Origin of the sequence: Ezakiella coagulans, from assembly GCF_003096635.1 — a bacterium.
GTDB lineage: Bacteria > Bacillota > Clostridia > Tissierellales > Peptoniphilaceae > Ezakiella > Ezakiella coagulans.
The window spans coordinates 39,437-57,975 of the sequence record NZ_QEKV01000010.1; the positions used below are offsets into that span (position 1 = coordinate 39,437).

General features: G+C 36.6%; 10 protein-coding genes. 2 read left to right on the forward strand and 8 right to left on the reverse strand.

Going from position 1 to position 18,539, the window contains the following annotated elements:
* Nucleotides 1–2: 2 nt before the first annotated feature.
* The 4 genes from C7381_RS07515 to C7381_RS07530 form a co-directional block, all read right to left on the reverse strand.
* Nucleotides 3–845 carry an amidohydrolase family protein gene (locus C7381_RS07515; protein ID WP_116480496.1) on the reverse strand — a complete coding sequence of 281 codons (843 nt, stop codon included), beginning with the start codon at nucleotides 843–845 and terminating at the stop codon, nucleotides 3–5.
* A gap of 1,314 nt (nucleotides 846–2,159) precedes the next feature.
* Nucleotides 2,160–2,717, reverse strand: a complete 558-nt coding sequence (locus C7381_RS07520) for a LemA family protein (RefSeq protein WP_116480497.1) — start codon at nucleotides 2,715–2,717, stop codon at nucleotides 2,160–2,162.
* Nucleotides 2,718–2,726: 9 nt separating this feature from the next.
* The gene (locus C7381_RS07525) at nucleotides 2,727–3,680 is read right to left on the reverse strand and encodes a DUF3137 domain-containing protein (protein WP_245893807.1); all 954 of its coding nucleotides are present in this window, start codon (nucleotides 3,678–3,680) and stop codon (nucleotides 2,727–2,729) included.
* A 173-nt stretch (nucleotides 3,681–3,853) separates the two neighbouring features.
* Nucleotides 3,854–10,363, reverse strand: a complete 6,510-nt coding sequence (locus C7381_RS07530; RefSeq protein WP_116480498.1) for an S-layer homology domain-containing protein — start codon at nucleotides 10,361–10,363, stop codon at nucleotides 3,854–3,856.
* 600 nt (nucleotides 10,364–10,963) lie between these two features.
* Between C7381_RS07530 and C7381_RS08730 the strand changes: the two genes are divergently transcribed.
* Nucleotides 10,964–11,161: a response regulator transcription factor gene (locus tag C7381_RS08730; protein ID WP_245893818.1), complete on the forward strand. Its 198-nt coding sequence runs from the start codon at nucleotides 10,964–10,966 to the stop codon at nucleotides 11,159–11,161.
* Nucleotides 11,162–11,739: 578 nt separating this feature from the next.
* Here the strand turns inward: C7381_RS08730 and C7381_RS07545 are convergent.
* From C7381_RS07545 to C7381_RS07555, 3 genes are all read right to left on the reverse strand, one after another.
* Complete coding sequence (locus tag C7381_RS07545) at nucleotides 11,740–13,011, reverse strand: ATP-binding protein (protein WP_116480499.1); 1,272 nt, start codon at nucleotides 13,009–13,011, stop codon at nucleotides 11,740–11,742.
* A gap of 234 nt (nucleotides 13,012–13,245) precedes the next feature.
* Nucleotides 13,246–16,014: a DNA methyltransferase gene (locus C7381_RS07550; protein WP_116480500.1), complete on the reverse strand. Its 2,769-nt coding sequence runs from the start codon at nucleotides 16,012–16,014 to the stop codon at nucleotides 13,246–13,248.
* 87 nt (nucleotides 16,015–16,101) lie between these two features.
* A complete protein-coding gene (locus C7381_RS07555) occupies nucleotides 16,102–17,109 on the reverse strand; it encodes a virulence RhuM family protein (protein WP_245893815.1) in 1,008 nt (335 codons plus the stop codon).
* Between the two features lie 824 nt (nucleotides 17,110–17,933).
* Between C7381_RS07555 and C7381_RS07560 the strand changes: the two genes are divergently transcribed.
* Nucleotides 17,934–18,263, forward strand: coding sequence for a hypothetical protein (locus C7381_RS07560; protein WP_116480501.1), 330 nt, complete (start codon nucleotides 17,934–17,936; stop codon nucleotides 18,261–18,263).
* Nucleotides 18,264–18,448: 185 nt separating this feature from the next.
* Here the strand turns inward: C7381_RS07560 and C7381_RS08870 are convergent, their stop codons facing one another.
* On the reverse strand, nucleotides 18,449–18,529 hold the full coding sequence (locus tag C7381_RS08870; protein WP_425433148.1) for a hypothetical protein: 81 nt from the start codon (nucleotides 18,527–18,529) through the stop codon (nucleotides 18,449–18,451).
* Nucleotides 18,530–18,539: the final 10 nt, after the last annotated feature.

Consider the following 18,539-nt stretch of genomic DNA (forward strand, 5'->3'; position numbering starts at 1 on the left):
TTTTAAATTTCTATATTAAGAATTTCGCAAATATTTTTGTATGCGATTTTCTCCATCTCGTCAGCACTGAAATTCATCTCGTCCAAAATATCACAGTATCTGTTGTAGACGTCTTCAGCTTTTGTCTTGTAAACTTGCGGGAAATCCGTTCCGAAAATGAGCCTGTCCGCACCAAAATTTTTCAGAATACGTTCCGTCATACCGGCACCGTAAATCTCGTAGAGCTTAGGGAGAATATATGAAATGTCCGCAAAAGTCGTCCCGCTTAGCGCATCTTGCCACTTCATACCGCCGAGATGCGACGTGATAAATGTTATGTCCGGAAAAACTTGAATCATCTTATTTATTCTGTCCGGCGCGCAGTCGTCGTGAAAACCGACCATTGTCGGATTTGAATGCACCATGACGGGAATCTCAAGCTCCGCCGACTTGCGAAGAATAGGAACCATTCTGAGATCGTCGAATGGAATATTGAGGTTGTTCGGGTGAATTTTAAGTCCCGAAAGACCGTCTTTTTTGATTGCATCCTCGAGTTGTTCGACTGCAACGTCGAGCATATAAGCTCCGATATTTTGAATATCGGCGAATGCGAGAAAAAGTCCGTCCGAATTTCGCACAACCTCGCCGAGCCAATTGTTGTTCTTTGTCGTCTCCTGATACATAAACGGATCGTTCGTCGGTTGCAGAATAAACTTCTTCACATTATATTTTTTCGAAAGCTCTATAAAATACTCTTTTTTTGAATAAGTCCACTCGCATCCCGGGTCACCCTCGAAATACTCTCTGAACTCGTCAGTCACCAAATGTGCATGTGCATCGACTTTCGGAATCTCTCGCCACTTCATAAAATCACCTCTTATTAATATTATAACATAAATGCGTGAAGGGGAGGAATGGGGGAGTGTGAGAATTTTTGGGAAAGAAAAATCATTAATTGTATATGTAAACGTGTTGTAGCGGGACGGCACTCAAGTGTCCTCTCGCCATATATCAGACCTATACAATTTGGAACATCACCAACAACGCCGAACCGATAAAATATAGAACCAAAAATCCCAAACAAATTTTTGCAACTCGTATTTTTTAAAATGTTCCCCCAATTTTCACTCTTGGCGGCGATACACCTTTTTATCTCATCTCACGACGAAATCGAAGATTTCTGCTCGATGGATAAAAAAACTGGTCGATAATACAATGTTTATTTATTTCTAAATGTCATCACTCACAATCGTGTATGTATCTATATCCCAGGCGTCGGGATGTTATAGACCTAACCCGTGCTTTTTGATTTTACAAAATCAAAAACACGATGGTAGGCCTTATGCAAAGACGTCCGACGATATTTCGACGAATAGGAGAAATGAGTCGTTGACGTCGATTGTGAACCCGACGCTACCTACGGCGTGTACATATTTATACAAAAAATATAATATTTTTACAATTATATAGATGTATATATTTTTACAATTGTATATGCATGTGTACGCATCCGTAGCGGGACGGCATACGTTGTGACGTAAGGAACAACGATGTCCTCCCGCCATATATGACGTGTGTGAAATTTAGAACCTCACCAACAACGCTGTGTGAATAAAATATAGAACCAAAAATCCCAAACAAATTTTTGCAACTCGTATTTTTTAAAATGTTCCCCCAATTTTCACTCTTGGCGGCGATACACCTTTTTATCTCATCTCACGACGAAATCGAAGATTTCTGCTCGATGGATAAAAAAACCGGTCGATAATACAATGTTTATTTATTTCTAAATGTCATCACTCACAATCGTGTATGTATCTATATCCCAGGCGTCGGGATGTTATAGACCTAACCCGTGCTTTTTGATTTTGCAAAATCAAAAACACGATGGTAGGCCTTATGCAAAGACGTCCGACGATATTTCGACGAATAGGAGAAATGAGTCGTTGACGTCGATTGTGAACCCGACGCTACTGACGGCGTGTATATATTTACATAATTGTATATGCATGTGTACGCATCCGTAGCGGGACGGCACTGTGTGTCCTCACGCCATATATCAAGCTTATAAAATTTACAACCCCACCAACAACGCTGTGTAAATAAAATATCGAGCCACATAACCATATGGACATCGTGTAAAATTTAGACAATTAAATATGCTGTACTCCTGTGTTTATCTATACATCATAATCAAAATTATCTACCTTTTTCTTTTTTGTCAAATCTTCTTCAAAAAGAAAATCCATTTGTGTCATTCCGTTCGATTTTGCAACAAGCGAAGCAGGGAAGGAGACAATTTCTTGGTTGAAAATGCTGATGTTGTTGTTTACAATTCTCTTTGCAGCAGCGAGTTGTTCATTTTCATCGTCGATTTGATCCTGCAAATTCAAAAATTCTTCCGAAGATTTGAGCTCCGGATATGATTCTGCCAAAGCATAAATCCTATGAATCGCATCGTCTTGATCCTTCATATTCATGTTCGCCTCGGAAATACTTCCGGACTGTCTGAGCTTTATAACATTTGCGAAAGTGTCTGCCTCGTGCCTTGCGAAAGACTTTGCAACCTTAATCATTTCGGAAATCGTGTCGTATCTTTTTGCAAGTGCAATGTCCACATTTCTCTTGGATTCATCAATCACAATCCTGTACCTTTTCAATCTGTTCGATGTGCCTATGAACCAAAAAATCGCAATGACAATCATCCCGAACACAAAATAAATAAACAAATTATCCATAACTCCTCCTTAAAACTTTTCTCCAATAATATCTATCAGTGCATAAAAATCAGCGAGCTTCGTGCGAATTTGCTCGTACTCTCCGGCGAGTGAAAGCTTCTCGACACCCCATCCTGTGGCGGGAGCAGAAAACAAAAAATGATTTGACTGAAACGCAATCGCAACATAACTCTCGTTCATATAAATCGCAACATTAATCTTTCGGCTCAAATTGTTCAAAATTTCTAAAATATTCGCATCAAGAATCAGCCGCGAATAAAGATCATCGGTCGAAAAAATCGAATAAGCATTGTTAAACTCAATCGACTCCGTTTGAATTTCTTCTTCGCCGTCTCTTTTCGAACCGTATGGACCGAACAACTTCTTGCCGAAAAAACCCTTTTCATAAACGGGTGCAATCCTTATGTGACCGTTAATATTCGTATTAAACCTCGCCACCAAAACCTGCCCGCGAAAATCTGTGTGCTCCTCTTTTCTCCCGTTCTTGTCGCTCGTATAGTGCCAACAGCGCATATTGCAAAACTCAGTCTTGTAATCATCGCCGAAAATAATGTGACAGTTGGAATAATACTTATTTGAATTATAAACCAAATTTTCCATAATCTCAAAATCCATACCGCCATGATAATCCACAACCGTGTCCGGAAAAATCTCATTCAAAACCGGTGTTAAAAAATTATTCACATACAAATCATCCACGTCGACATTGCGGCTTTTGAAAATATTATAGCAATAACACCAAATAGCGGCACACAGAATCAACGCATAATTCCCAAAAAAATTGACAACGACAACCGTTGCAACAAAGCCGAGAAAACCGATGTAAAACATATCCGACATCCTGTTCTTGACACACTTTTTCATCTCATTAAGACGACGTCTTGTTTCGGGCGAATTCTGTGCAGCCTCGATTCTATTTAAAACCTCCGGGTCCAAAAACCTCTCTCTAAACTTCTTTCTCAAAAACTTAGGATTCCTTTCTTATAACTCTCATTATAATTTTACCCCAAAAACAACTACTATTTATCAAAATACTGCGAAAATCATAAACAAATTACAAAAAACATAATCGCAACAAAAAAACAAAGCGTGTGATATACACACGCCTCGTTCTATAAAAATCGGGTTACAAACGATTATCTTTCTCTTACTTCGAAAGATTGTCCGTTAACTCTATTCCATTTTTCATCAACACCATTCATCATTCTTTCGTATGAGTGGCCGAATGCTGCTTCGTAAATATCATAATAGTACCAAGCACTTCTCATGTTATCTACAAATGCATTGCTCGAGTTCATAAGATTGTTTTCAACATAAGCTTTGTCAGCTGTTCTGTTGAGCATTCTGTTTACGATCGCTACAACTTCGGCTCTTGTGATGTTGTTGTTAGGTCTGAATGTGCCGTCTTCATAACCGTTGATCCATCCTGCGCCTGCAACTCTGTTGATGAGAGTGTATGCCCAGTCTGTTGGAGGAACATCTCTGAATGTCTTCCAAGCGTCGATATTTCCTGCGTATCTTGCTGCGATTGCTGCAAATTCACGTCTTGTTATCGGTTGGTTAGGTCTGAATGTGCCGTCTTCGTATCCCTTGATAACGCCTTGTCTAGCAATGATATCTATTGCTGTCTTGTACCAATCTCCTGCCTTAACATCCTTGAATTGCGGTGCGCCGGCTGTAGATTTGTTCAAAGAAAGTCTTGCGAAAATCATTGCAACTTCAGCTCTTGTTATCGTTCTGTTCGGTGCAAAAATATTTTCACCATATCCCTTGATATATGAGAAGTGATCGTGAGCATTGAGTGCAGATGGAGTCCAACGTGGTTCAACCTTTGAAGGTTGTGTTGGTTTCTTTTCTTCTTTAACTTCTTTGACTTCTTTGTCACGTCTGTCATATCTGTTATATCTGTCTCTTTCTCTCCAATATTCGTCATCGTATCTTACTTCAGCCGATACCGGATCAGACTCGGTCATATCTTTTTCAATTTGAGTTACATAAATTCTAACTCCATCATATAAGATATAAGGAACACGTACAGCCCATCTTCCGTCGTATTCAACGACTGTAGTTTCTGTTAAACCGTCAGGGAATCTTACAACAATTGTTGCACCCGGAGTACCTCTTCCTGTTACATAATCATCTGAATCGTAAATAGAATCTACGCTTGGTTGTTGTGATTTTTTATCAGGTTGTGGTGTAGGGGTGCCTGCTTTCTTAACTGTTTGTGCTGGTGTTAATTTACCAATTTCTTTGCCATCTTTATCTTTTACAGTTACTGATCCGTCATTACCTACTTCGATTGTTGAGCCTTCTGGTAGATTTGGATTTGCGTCTTTGACAGCTTTTTCAACAGCATCTTTTTCTTCTTTTGATAAGTTAGCTGGGTTTTTAACTTCAACAGGTTTTGCTGGAGCTACTATTTTGTCAGCTGTATCTTTCTTTGTCTTAGCAGTAGCTTCATCTGATTCATTATTAGAATTATCTTTAGCTTTAGCTTTTACATCTGATTCATCAGCAACTTTGTCAGCCGGTATTGTGATAACGCCGGTATTTTCATCAATAGTGATTCCTTCCGGTGCATCTTGAGGGAGCTTCCACTTTCCATCTTCTTTAGTTGCTGTAACTGTAACAGGTTTAGTTGCTCCTGTCGGAGTGTAAGTTACAGAAACTTCTTTTGTATCTGCATCTGCTGGTGGAGTAACTTTAACGCTTCCATCTTCTTCAGCTGAAATAGTCGGTTTTCCAGGAGCTGTTGTGTCAGCTGTATCTTTCTTTGTCTTAGCAGTAGCTTCATCTGATTCATTATTAGAATTATCTTTAGCTTTAGCTTTTACATCTGATTCATCAGCAACTTTGTCAGCCGGTATTGTGATAACGCCGGTATTTTCATCAATAGAGATTCCTTCCGGTGCATCTTGAGGGAGCTTCCACTTTCCATCTTCTTTAGTTGCTGTAACTGTAACAGGATCAGTTGCTCCTGTCGGAGTGTAAGTTACAGAAACTTCTTTTGTATCTGCATCTGTTGGTGGAGTAACTTTAACGCTTCCATCATCTTTTGCTTCTACTGTTGGTGCTTTTGGTGCTGTTGTATCGTTTGAGTTTACTGTAGCTTCTTCTGATACTAGCTCACCTGCTTTTGCTTTTGCTTTTGCTTTTACTTCGTCATTATTCTTAAGCATCTTAGCAGGAATTGTTACCAAACCAGTTGCTTCATCTATTGTTATAGATGGATCTGTACCGTCAGCTAGTTTCCACTTGCCATCTGCACCTTTCGTAGCTGTAACTGTTGTTGGATTAGCAGCATCACCAAATGTTATATCTAATTCTTCTGTTCTCTCGTCTTTTGGTCTTACAACTACGCTACCATCGCTCAATGCTTTTGCTTCTGGTTTCTTAAGCTTTTCGACAACTGTATCTGCTTGTGAAAGTTGTCCAACTTTTTGACTTTCGCCTGTGCCTCTAGTTACAGTTACTGAACCGTCATCTGCAACTTCAATCTCACTATCTTGAAGGTTTAATGTTGGATTTGCATCTTTAATTGCTTTCTTAACAGCATCTTTGTCATCATTATCTAATTTATTTTTATCTGCAACAAGTACCTTTTCTGGTGCAACTAGTTTTATAGTCTTATCAGCTTCTTTTGCTTCTTCAACAGTATCTGTGCCAGGTATAGATCCATCACTATCTCCCATAGGTACTGTTACTGTACCGTTGCTGTCAACTTGAATTTCTTCATCTTTGAAGTCTAAGACTGGGTTAGCTGCCTTTATAGCATCTCTTACAGCTTGTTTTTCTGCTTCTGTAAGTTTATTAGTGTCACCGACTTTTACTTTGTTTGCTGGTGGATTTAATTTTTTGCCATCTCTTGTAAAAGGTTTTACTGTGTCTTTGCCTTCTAATGTTCCGGTCTTCTTACCATCTGCAGTAGTTACTTTTACATTACCCTTGCTGTCAACTTCAATCTTATCGCCATCAGCAAGATTGTTCTTTGCTTTAACAGCTGCAGCGACCTTATCTCTTTCTGCTTTTGTTAAGTTTGTAGGATCTTTTACTTCAACTTTTTCATCAGGAGCTGTTAAATCAAGTATTGTATCTTTTTGTACAACTGTCTTCTCAGCAGGTATAGTACCTACCTTACCACCTTGTTTGATAGAAACATTTCCGTCTTTATCAACAGTGATTTCGTCGTCTTTAAGGTTTCTATCTGGGTTAGCGTCTATGACAGCCTGTTTAATCTCTGCAATTTCATCATCTGTTAACTCGCCAATCTTACCAACCTTAACTGGTTCCTTTGGTGGGTTGAATTCGTTTTGAACCACTTTTTGAGTAACAGTTTGTTCTGGTTTTAATGTTGCTGTCTTGCCGTTTTTTGTAACTGTTACTGTACCGTCTTCAGCTACTGTTACATCAGCTTCTGTTATGCCTTTGTCTTTATTTGCTTCAACAACTGCTTTCTTAACTTTGTCAATTTCATCTGATGTAAGTCCTTTAAGGTCTTTTACTTCAACAGGGGTTGGAGCTGTTAATTCTAAAGGAGTTTTTTCAGTCTTTTCCCAAACTGCATATACAGTCTTAGGTGCTGTTACGTTATCTAAGATTCCATCTGTTGGCTTTGTTGCATCTTTCTTATCAGCCCAGCCCTTGAATGTAAATCCATCTCTTGTTGGTGTAGGTGCTGTTACATTTCCGCCTTCAACCTTAACATTAGTTGTGTCCTTACCGTCAGTAAATGTACCTTGATTTGCATCAAATGTAACTGTTACTTCATTTGAATAAACAGCATAAACAACTAAATGTTTTGTTACAGGTGTTTCATTCGTAAAGATTTGATCTTTTGGCAATTTATTAAATTCATCTGCTGTAACAACGGCCTTGTCTCCTAAAGCTTTTTTACCTTCTTCAGTAACCCAGCCTAAGAAGTTCTTGCCTGCAAGTGTTGGTGCTTCTGGGAACTTGTCACCGGTATTTGCTTCAACATTTGCTCCTTCAAAACCGTTAGCTGCGTAGCCATCTTCTCCGTAGAACTTAACGTTGTCCGGTGCAATCTTAACAGCTTTCTTTGAGTCGTCAGTCCAAGCACCTTCTGTTGTATCGAACAATACTCTTGCTCTTACTCTTGTTTCGTATAGGTCAGATGGAAGTGATGAACCGTCTGAAGCGTTGGAAACAAACTTCATATCTTTTAATAAAGTAAGTGGTTTTTCAGTTTTATCTTCTGAATGATAAGGAAGCATCTTTGTTAAATCTACCTTGTATTCATAAGCTTTATATGTTTTTTCTTCTTCATTAAATTGAGCATCGAAGATGTCTGCTTTTTTAATAGTTACATCTTTTCTTACATCGTCGCCGACTAAATTACCATCTTTATCGTATTCGTTTTCGTCAGCTTCAACTTTTGCGTAAAGTTTGCCAACTCTTCCTTCTTCATAAAGTGTTCTAACTTTACCGCCGTCATACTTTGTATAACCAACGAATTCTTTAGTGTCTTTCTTATTAAAGTCATCGTTGCTTGCTGGCAATACTCTTGGATCCTTATAGAAGTCGTCAGTTCCATCTGCATAATCATTTGTAAATAACAATTGATATGGAGTATAAAGTGATTTGTTGATAGATAGGATTGATGACTTATCAGAGTGGTCAGTCCATGCTATTTTATTTGTATTTTCAATCTTGTCTATATTTACATACTTAAACCAAGACGTTTTAGAATCAATCTTATTCCCGTTATTATCATAAGCTTCTACAATAATGTCTTTTCCCGGCTCTAATTTTTTTGTGTTAATCCAGAAATTACCGCCTGAGCTTAAGATTGATTTATTTGGCACTCCTGTCAAAACCTTATTGCTGTTAGAATATTGCCATAAAGTTCCTACTTTCGGTGTAGTGAAAACTAGTTCTTTTTGTTCAGTTTCATCTTTTAAAGTGTATTTTAATTTAAAGGATGCTCCTCTTGGAAGATCTGTATAAAGGTGCATATTGATATTTCTATCGTTTTGTAATGTTAATGTTGCTGCGCCTTCATTTAGCTTACTGCCGTTGTGCGTTTCAAGGAAGTTTACAGGACCAGCAAAGGTTGAATCATAAGGCATGTAAATCTTTAGACTTTGTCCAGCCTTTATTGTAGCACCTTCTCTAAGTGTAAATTTATAAACACCTTCTGCAAATTTTGTAATGGTATCAACAGCTCCATTGCCCGTAACGAAGCCATTGTAATAACCTTGTGGCTTTCTTGATATTGCTTGGTCTCCACCGATGTGAATCATGATTTGATCTCCGGCTGGCTTAGAAGTTGTATCAATTAGGTATGATTCGCCCTCTGGAACTACATAATCATTGGCATATTGTTTTTCAAAAACTGTCCAGCCTTTGTTGTTAGGGTTAGTCCAACCTGACATAGTTGAATAATTAAGTTTTCTAGCGTGTGTGTCACTAAAAGTATTTTCAAACTCACCCTTGTCTACTACATAATCAATCGCTGTGATATAGAATCCTGACACCTTAACGTACTGATCATGTTTAGGTACTTCTACTACTTTTACGTCACCTTTACTGAAATCACTTGTTCCAATAACTATATAAGCTAATTTCTTATCAGAAGAGTAGTTTATCTTATCTTCTGGTATTCCAACATTTTTAGTATATGGAGATAGTTCTCTAGCGACAGTCATAACATTGACATATCCAACATATCCCTTAGAATCAGCTTTCAAATACTTAACAAGATTAGCATCAAAAACTTGTGTAAATGCCACTGGTTCTCCACCAACTGTTTCTCTTACAATAGTAGTTCCTTGACCCATGTATTGAGTTCTAATTATACCTAAGTTTGATGTGTCACTATAGTCTTTCGGATTTGCAATAAATTCCGACATAAAAAACTCTTGATTTGTTGCATTAGTACTATCGGCTTGCAAACCGCCCTTTAAGAATAAAGAGTTTACCTTATCAGCTAGAGAAACACCTGTAGTCTTAGTATAAGTTGAGTAGTCCATAGAGGATTTACCCGGCGCATAAGCGTATACTTTCGAATAATCATCAGTTGTTAATCTCATTTGGATAATAAAGTTTTCATTACCCAGACTTTTTAAGTCAACGCCTTCTTTTAAAACTAAATTAATAGGCAGATTCTTTCTTTGGTTAGCTCTACCTCCAACAGCGGATGGCAAATCAAAAGACCTACCGACAATTCCGTTTACATTTTCAAGTTTGTATTGAGTCGTACCGTCTCTGCCTACAACATGTGATAAATCAAAGTCGACGAACTTTTCAAGATCCCCGAAATTAATTAAAGCCTTGTGCCAAACAGCCGAAGCAGCTTGTGTCTTTTCTTTGTAAACAAGCCTAATTACGTATCTGCCGTTTGCATCAATGAACATACCATCATAGTCGATGTCGTTCATTTGAATTGGATCAGATGTAGTTACTCTAACTAAAGTTTGGGAGTCCTCCACCTTCCAACGACTCTTGTCTTTAATTCTGTTTTCCCAGTTTGCTTTCTTGTAATAAGTCGCACTTGTTGTTGCTTCTGCTGCAGGTTGGTCTGCAGGGTCAGCTAATGCTGTGAAAGCACCAAGTGGTACTAGCGTTATCATCATGACAAACGCAAGTACTAAACTGAGTGTTCTTTTTAAATGATTTTGATTCATATATAAATCTCCTCCTTCATATTATATTATAATATATATTAAAAATAATGTCTATCATTTTTCGGCTATTTAAGTGGACTTTTACAAATTTTTTTATATTTTTTTATCGAATTTACTCAAATCATGTCATTCATTTTAATAAGTTTGGATATTCTATTAAAAATTAAAATCGAAAGCTTAATAAAAATCTTTAGTTAATAAAATTTTATTGCATTTAACAAACAAAAAGCTTTACCTCAATTCGTTTTTCTGTTCACGATTTCTTCTTAAAATTTTTCAAGCAATTTTTCGGTGGTCTGCTATTGTTTTACACCAAATCCCGTAATAAGTTTAGAATTTTTGAGAGCTGTTATTCTTACAATGTGCATTCTTGCAATTTGGGCAAGTTATACGTTTTTATATGTTTTTTATTGTAAGCCGTTTTTCTATGTAAAGATTGTAGCTGTAACGAGTATGCCGGAAGTCTCTTGGACGTAACGCGCGAGGGAAATAGGCATTGAAAGTTTTTGGTACAAGGAAGTTTCGGAAGAAACGATTTTGGATATTATAAATAGGATGTTGGTGGGCGAGTTAATCTATCAAAATTCAACTCACGAGGTTATGCTTGGTTCTGTAAAGTCAACTGAATTTACGCATAGGGAGATTCAAGTTTTACGTCTTCTAACAATAGGGGAGGGAAATGAAGAAATCACAGCAAAGTTAAAAATTTCACAAAATACCATTAAAACACATATAAAGCATCTTTTGAAAAAACGGGTTTCGAAAGCCGTACCCAACTTGCGATACAGTCGCGAGTGACCTGATTTGTTATCGAAGATGACTGATAAAGAAATTGTTGGATATGAATAGAGTGAATAATTTTAAAAGATGGTGGGGGAAGATTATCGGAACAGTATCGAAGTTGTATGGAACAATATGATGTAAAAAGTGGAATAATATGAGAAAAACAGCAACGTGTTGGTGTTTTTTATGGATTTATGTATGAATTGTGAGCGGGAATTAATGCTTATTGTGGCAGATTGCAGTGACTTTGCGTGAGAGGGGGGTAGATTAATGGATTTGCATAAAGTAAGTCGTGTTTTTATAAATTAAAAAAAGCGGCTTATAAATTTGATGCTGACTTAAATCATGAAATGACAATAGGGGAGATGTGAAATAAAAAATCCCCCGGATATTGTACTGCCCCCTTAAATCCGGACACGGAAATAAGGGGGCATTTAAATTTTGTTTTATTTAATTTCCCAAACAACGGTAACAGTGTCGGCGAGATCTATGTCATCAGCCTCTATGTCAATGTCGTATGAGTCTGTTGGCATGGCCATCATTTTGGATTCAAGTGCAAAAGTGTTTATCGGACTTGAACTGAAATAAATTTTCTAAGGTCTCAAAGTAGCGATAGGAATTACATAAACTCCATCGTTCCTTTTGTATGCAAAGGGTGCTTGAGCACACAATACTGCCATAAATGAAGGCTTCGACATATTTACAGTATCTATTTTTGATGCCAAATCTTTTAAATTTTTAGCACCTTCTTCTATCAACTTGTCGCCACCGAGTTTTATCTCGATAAGCCCATAATTTCCGTTTCTTAAGTGAACAACGGCGTCGCATTCCAAGCCGTTTTTATCTCTGTAATGATAAACGGTTCCGTCTAAATAATCGGTATAAATTCTTAAATCGCGAACACATAAATTTTCAAAAAGAAATCCCATAGTATTTAAATCGTCCAATAAATCATGTGGGCCTACTCCCAATGCTGCAGTTGCAATTGAGGGATCTGAAAAATACCGTGTATCGGTTGTGCGAATGGAAGTTTTAGACCTTAAGTTTGGATTCCATGCCGGGGAATCTTCCAACACAAATATTTTTCTTAAAGCATCGAGATAAGAATAAAGAGTCACTTGATCAAATGTGTCGTCTTGATTTGACAACATGTGCTTCCTAATAGTTTCAAGAGTGCTTTGTGTCCCGACATGCCTTGCATAGGACCTAAGAAGTCTTTTTGCTTTTTCTTTGTCCCTTTTTACCGAGTCAACTCTCATGATATCCGTAGTGACGACGGCATCATAATAATCGATGGCTTGAAATAAAGCCGGTTTTTCATCAAGCCCGACTGACTTCGGCCATCCGCCCCTGCAAATTAAAAATGCAATCTTTTCGAGAGACGTCTCATGAGCGGCTGTAATATTTTTGCCATCAAATAAATCTTTTAGAGAAACCTCGCCGGTCGAATCTTTCGATTCAAATAAACTCATAGGTCGCATCAACAGACGGGAAATTCTTCCCGTTCCCGTATGCATTGAATCGTCAAACTCACCGGGCACCGCCGAGCCTGTCAAAATGAATTGACCGAATTCATCTCTATTGTCAACCTCATAGCGCACTGCATTCCATAAATTTGGTGCAAGTTGCCATTCATCAATCAATCTCGGAACATCTCCGTCAAGTAAAGTGCTCGGGGAAAGCTCTGCCATTTGTTGGTACTGCTTTGTCATATCCGGTCTATCCATCGAAATAAAACTTTTTGCTTGCTTTTTTGCAGTAGTAGTTTTTCCGCACCACTTTGGGCCCTCGATCAAAACAGCCCCTTTTGCATCCAATCGTTCTTTTAATAACTTATCGGCAATCCTTGGCAAATACTCTTTCATAACGTCCTCCCTTATATAATACTATAATATATTTTAACACTTATTCAAGTGATTGGCAAGTTTTCATTCAAGTAATTGTCCGAAATTCATTCAAGTGATTGGCGGATTTTTGTTCAAGTAATTGTCCAAAATTCATTCAAGTGATTGGCAGATTTTCGTTCAAGTAATTGGCGAGTTTACGCAAACAAAAAGCCCACAAAAAGTGGGCAAGGGTGTGAAAATTAAATCGGTATTTTATTTTACCAGCGCTTGGTATAATTTCATAAGTTCTGCCACGCACTCAGATTCAGTCATAGTCCTCCAGTCAAAACCATAAGCCTCCATAACAGCCTTGTCATTCTCTTGGTGGGCCTTTCTTAATTCAGGGGGCATAATTAAATCATCATAAAGATCAGCAAGCGAAGAATCTGGATATAGATTTCTGGCATCTAAAATCATTTGAGCCGTCTTTTCTATTCTTTCCTTTTGCTCACTTGTAGGATTTGGCCAAGGGAAATTATTGTATACAAATGGTGAATATCTATAGTCACTTTTTAATCTTCCACAAATTGTTTTCATCCAAGCCATATGCACATTGGAGGTTAATATTCCTAATAAATACATACTATTTTCAGGAATTATTTGTGTAGAATCACTTGCAATTACTTCTTTGCTCACAAATCCAATAGGTATATATTTTCTTCTTTCAGACGAAACCCTAGGAACTATAATGTAATCAGTATCGGGCTGTCTTATCTGAGTAAATAAATATGGACTATCTGCACATTCTCTAACACTTTTAGTTGGAGATTTTTTTCTAATTTCACTCACTTTTTCTAATCGTTCTCTTATTTCTTTTATATTTCTATATTCGCTTGGATTCAATTCATCTAACCATAAACAATATCTAGTTTTGTTATTAATATAATCATCAGCCCCCATATATCTTTTAAATAGATATTGCTTATTCGGGTATTTTTTGATAAAAATCTCATGCTCTTTTTCAGAAAAAATTAATCCTCCACCATCTGTGGGCTGACTTCCTTTTATCATTTTCATCATATTTTTAGGCGCTTCTGATCTATTTTTTAATATAATGTCAGGTGCATCCAATATATAATTATTAATATGGTTTACTTTCTTTCCTTGATTACTATTGTTGAATATAAACTTATTATTTTTTTGATACTTTTGTCTAGAAAATCCTATTATAGTACAATGCACAGCGGCTTTGTTATGTGCTTCACTAGTCCATACAAATGTTTCATAAGCATAATTTATTATTAAATCTAATTCTTTAAATAATTCACTCATTAAATTAGCCTGCTCGCCCTGAGTAATAGAGTTAGTTGATACAAATGCAATATATATAGCATTATCCTCAATATATTCAGCTGATTTTTTAAACCAAGAACAAACATAATCTAATTTTTTATATCCACTAGATCCGAACACTGATAGCATATCATTAATCTGAGATTTATTTCTATACTGATGCCCTACAAAAGGTGGGTTGCCCATTATATAATTCAATTCATTTTTTGGGACAACTTCTTCCCAATCTATCCTCAGAGCATTGCCTTCAATGATATTTGGATAGTTTTTTAGTGGGAAGAAATCCAGATTCATATTAACTATATCCTCTGTTTCCTTTAGCATTTGCGATTCTGCAATCCAAAGGGCGGTCCTGGCTACAGATACTGCAAAGTCGTTGATCTCGATTCCATAAAATTGGCGGATGGAAACCTTAATCGGGTTGTGGGTTTGACCCATAACTATTTGGTTGCCGTAAAGTTCTTTTAGGATTTCGTTTTCTAGCCTGCGGAGGGTAAGGTAGGTTTCGGTTAAAAAATTTCCACTGCCTGCAGCCGGGTCCAAAAATTTCAAAGAGGCGATCTTGTCTTGCAGTTCTCTTAGTTTCTTCTGTTTTATATTTAAAGTTTTTATCTCTACAGCTTCTTGAAATTCGGCTCGGAGCTCATCCATAAAGAGTGGGTCTATAAGCTTGTGGATGTTTTCGATAGAAGTGTAGTGCATACCTCCGGACCTTCTGGTTTCCGGGTTCAAGGTTGACTCAAAGACTCCGCCAAAAATAGTTGGGCTTATTTTTGACCAATCAAAACCGGCCGAGGCTTGGTCTAAAATTATATTAATTATCTCTTCATTAACCCTTGGTATAATTATATCGTCTTTGGCAAAAAGTCCGCCGTTTACATAGGGGAAGGCCAGCAAGTCATCGGACAGATACGGATCTCTTTCCTCTTCTTTTTGGTCTAAAATTTTAAAGAGTTGGATTAAATTCGTTCTAAAACTGGAAGGCGAATCTTTAAATTTTGACAAGTAGTCGTGAAACATATTGTGCTTGCCAAATAGACCTGCATCTTCTGCATAAAAGCAAAATACAAGTCTAACGCAAAGCACATTTAAATCCTGCAGAGTCTTGCTGTCCTCCGGATCTTGATATTGTTTAAGGAGGGCGTCGTATAAAACGCCAACGAGTTCACCGGCTTTTATTGAAACTTCCAGGGCCTTTTTAATAGACTGTTCTCTTTCATCAACCAAAAAATTCAACCTATAATAATCCTCTTCCAGGTCTTTTAAGTAGACGACCTCCGGCTCGGCTTGCGGTTTATTCATATCATAAATATGGAATTCCTTAAAATTCGAAAGCACAATCCACCGCGGCCTATCATCATAAGGAAGCTCAATTGAGTACCTTTTGGCTTGTTGAAATGGCGAGAGAATAGAACCGTCAGACTGCCTGATTCCTTTGCGTAAGTCTTTGTCAATTGACTTTTGCTCGATAAGTACATGGGTAGATGGGATAAATCCATCGATAAAACTTGTGTGGTCAAGCATAACCTGGTCCTCAAATCTCATATAATCCGCAGGCTTGTCGACCCCAAAAACCTCATTCAAAAGAGAGAGCCAAAACCTGGCTGAATCACCCTTTTCATAACCAATGCCTTCCCATTTTTTCGCAAATTCCCTTGCTGCTTGCCTTTGCTGTCTTTGTGTCAACATAATTTCCTCCTGCAATTTTCCGGCTAACAAAGCCAAAAATTCTAGATACCTTTAGTTAATATAATAAAACCACCAATAATAGCTAGACTAGTCATTGTCTATAAGTTTTTTTATACTTTTATCAAAATCTGACTCTATCTTTTGAGTTTTATTAAATGCTTCATATTCTTCTGATGCTTTTTTCTTAGCATCTTTCATTGAAACTTGTCCATATCCTTCTAATATCTTGTACTCTCTGAACTCTAAAAATTTATCTATACTAAGAGCAAATTCTTCCATTGTAAAAGTGTTTCTTCTTTCAATCAAGTCTTCAATATAATCAAAGTATCCGGAAACATTTCTTTCCAGTTGCCTTATTTCTTTTTCACTTAAATAATTTTTAGCAACATAGGCGTCTGATTTTAAAATCCTCCCATTTGGAGAATTTTTCCAAGTGGTAAGTCCCATGTGATTTTTATTTCTATCTGCTTTAGTTTTGATAATTTCAGCTGCAGTTTGACCTGTTATTGCATAATGGAACTTATTTTGTACATTGGCATAAAACATTCTTGTAATCTCTGAGTCCTTATCGTAGTCTATTGAAATTTCTGCAAAAATATCTGTGATTTTTTGCCAAATTCTTCTTTCACTGGCTCTAATCGAGCGAACTCTTTCTAATAACTCTTGGAAGTAATCTTCTCCAAATAAGTCATTTCCTTGTTTTAATCTTTCATCATCTAAGGCAAAACCTTTGATCATATATTCTTTTAAAACACTTGTAGCCCATATTCTAAATTTTGTCGCTTTTTTTGAATTAATTCTATAGCCTAAAGCTATAATTGCATCTAGGTTGTAGTAGTCTATTTCTCTCTTGACAGCTCTACTACCTTCATTTTGAACTATTTCCATTTTGGAAACAGTTCGATTTTCTTCCAATTCTCCCTCATTAAAAATATTACTTAGATGCTTGCTAACAGCTGGTACCCCTACATCAAAAAGTTGCGCCATTTGTTTTTGAGTCATCCAAATATTTTCTTCCATAATGAGAACATCTGCTACAACTTTATTATCTTCTGCTTCATAAATTAAAAATTTCTTATCAATTTCTAAGTTCAAACTTCATATCCTCACTTTTGATATACTAATAAATCTATGTAATTATTCTTAATCTTAATTAACAATGCCGGCGCCTCGAAATGTTGCCCTTATTTAAGCATGTTTTTAAAATTTTAAATAAAATATTTTCTTGAATTTATTATATCATAATTCGAAATATATTTCATAAATATCAAAATTTAATTCTATATCATCTTTGCTCGTACAAAAAAAGCGAAAGTTTTCTCTTTCGCTTTAATATTTTCTGTTCGTGCATAAAACCTTTAACCCTTAAGCTAGTCCTCAAAATTATAGCCTCTGGCTTCTATCTGATTTTTGATAGAATCGGGGGCAAATTCATAACCCATTACAACACCCTGATCAAAATCGCTCTTAATGTTTTGCTCATCTAATCACCACCTTAAAATCTAAAAAACGGCTAAGATTATATGCCACATCGAGCAATAATAAAATGCCCAAGATTTGTTAAGAATATAAGTATAATTACATTATATCCCATTAAAGCAGTCGGGTCAAGGCAGTGGGGGAGATTTGAGAAAATAAAAAAGCTCACTTGTGCGTGAGCATTCTAAAAAAATTATTCAATTGTGTGAAACGATTTAGAAAAATTTGTATATATAAAAATTCGGAACATTTCTCGCCATTATACAATATTTGGCGCATATAAATAATATATGGCGAGATTAAAATACAATCCATCTTATGTCGGAACAATAGCAAGAGTATCGGAACGATATATATGCTTTTGCGGAACAATTGACATGAATCTAGTAAAGCAGTATAATAATACAAAGAATATTCATATATTTTATAGGAGGCGTTTTATGTATAAATCTAAACGAATAATTGCTTTTCTTCTTTCTTTGATGCTTATAGTTCTAACATCTGCTGCTTGTGCAAATAAAGATGAACACCACTACACGAAGGCTGATCTTGAGGCGATGGATGCGCATGAGCTATATGAATTGTTATCTAAGAATGGTTTAGAGCCTGGCACTGACATTAAGGAAATTCTTTCTGATAAGAGATTGGAAGAGTATATCAAAGAGGATTTTGATTTGCTTATCGAAGGTGCTTGCTCAAGAAGTGATAGTGCTTACAAAAATTTGGCTGATGAAGTGGAGAAAGTTTGCAAAAAATTGATTAAGGAGTAGTTATTAATTTGGCTCTTTGTCAACAATGGGGGAGGCTTGAATAAAAACAAGCCTCTCTTTCATTTAAAAATACACATTATTAGTAAAACATTACTACTAAAAGTAACTCTGTTCAATTTCTCGGATTTTTTGCATGGCAAACAAAACCCCTAGGGGTTTTCGCCGCCGCTGTTACATATTTTTTTCTATTTACACATCAAAAATATTCTATTCCTAAAACTATCGAAGTTTCTAAAGCCGTAGCTTATTCTTTTTAATGTTTTTATTTTTGTATGT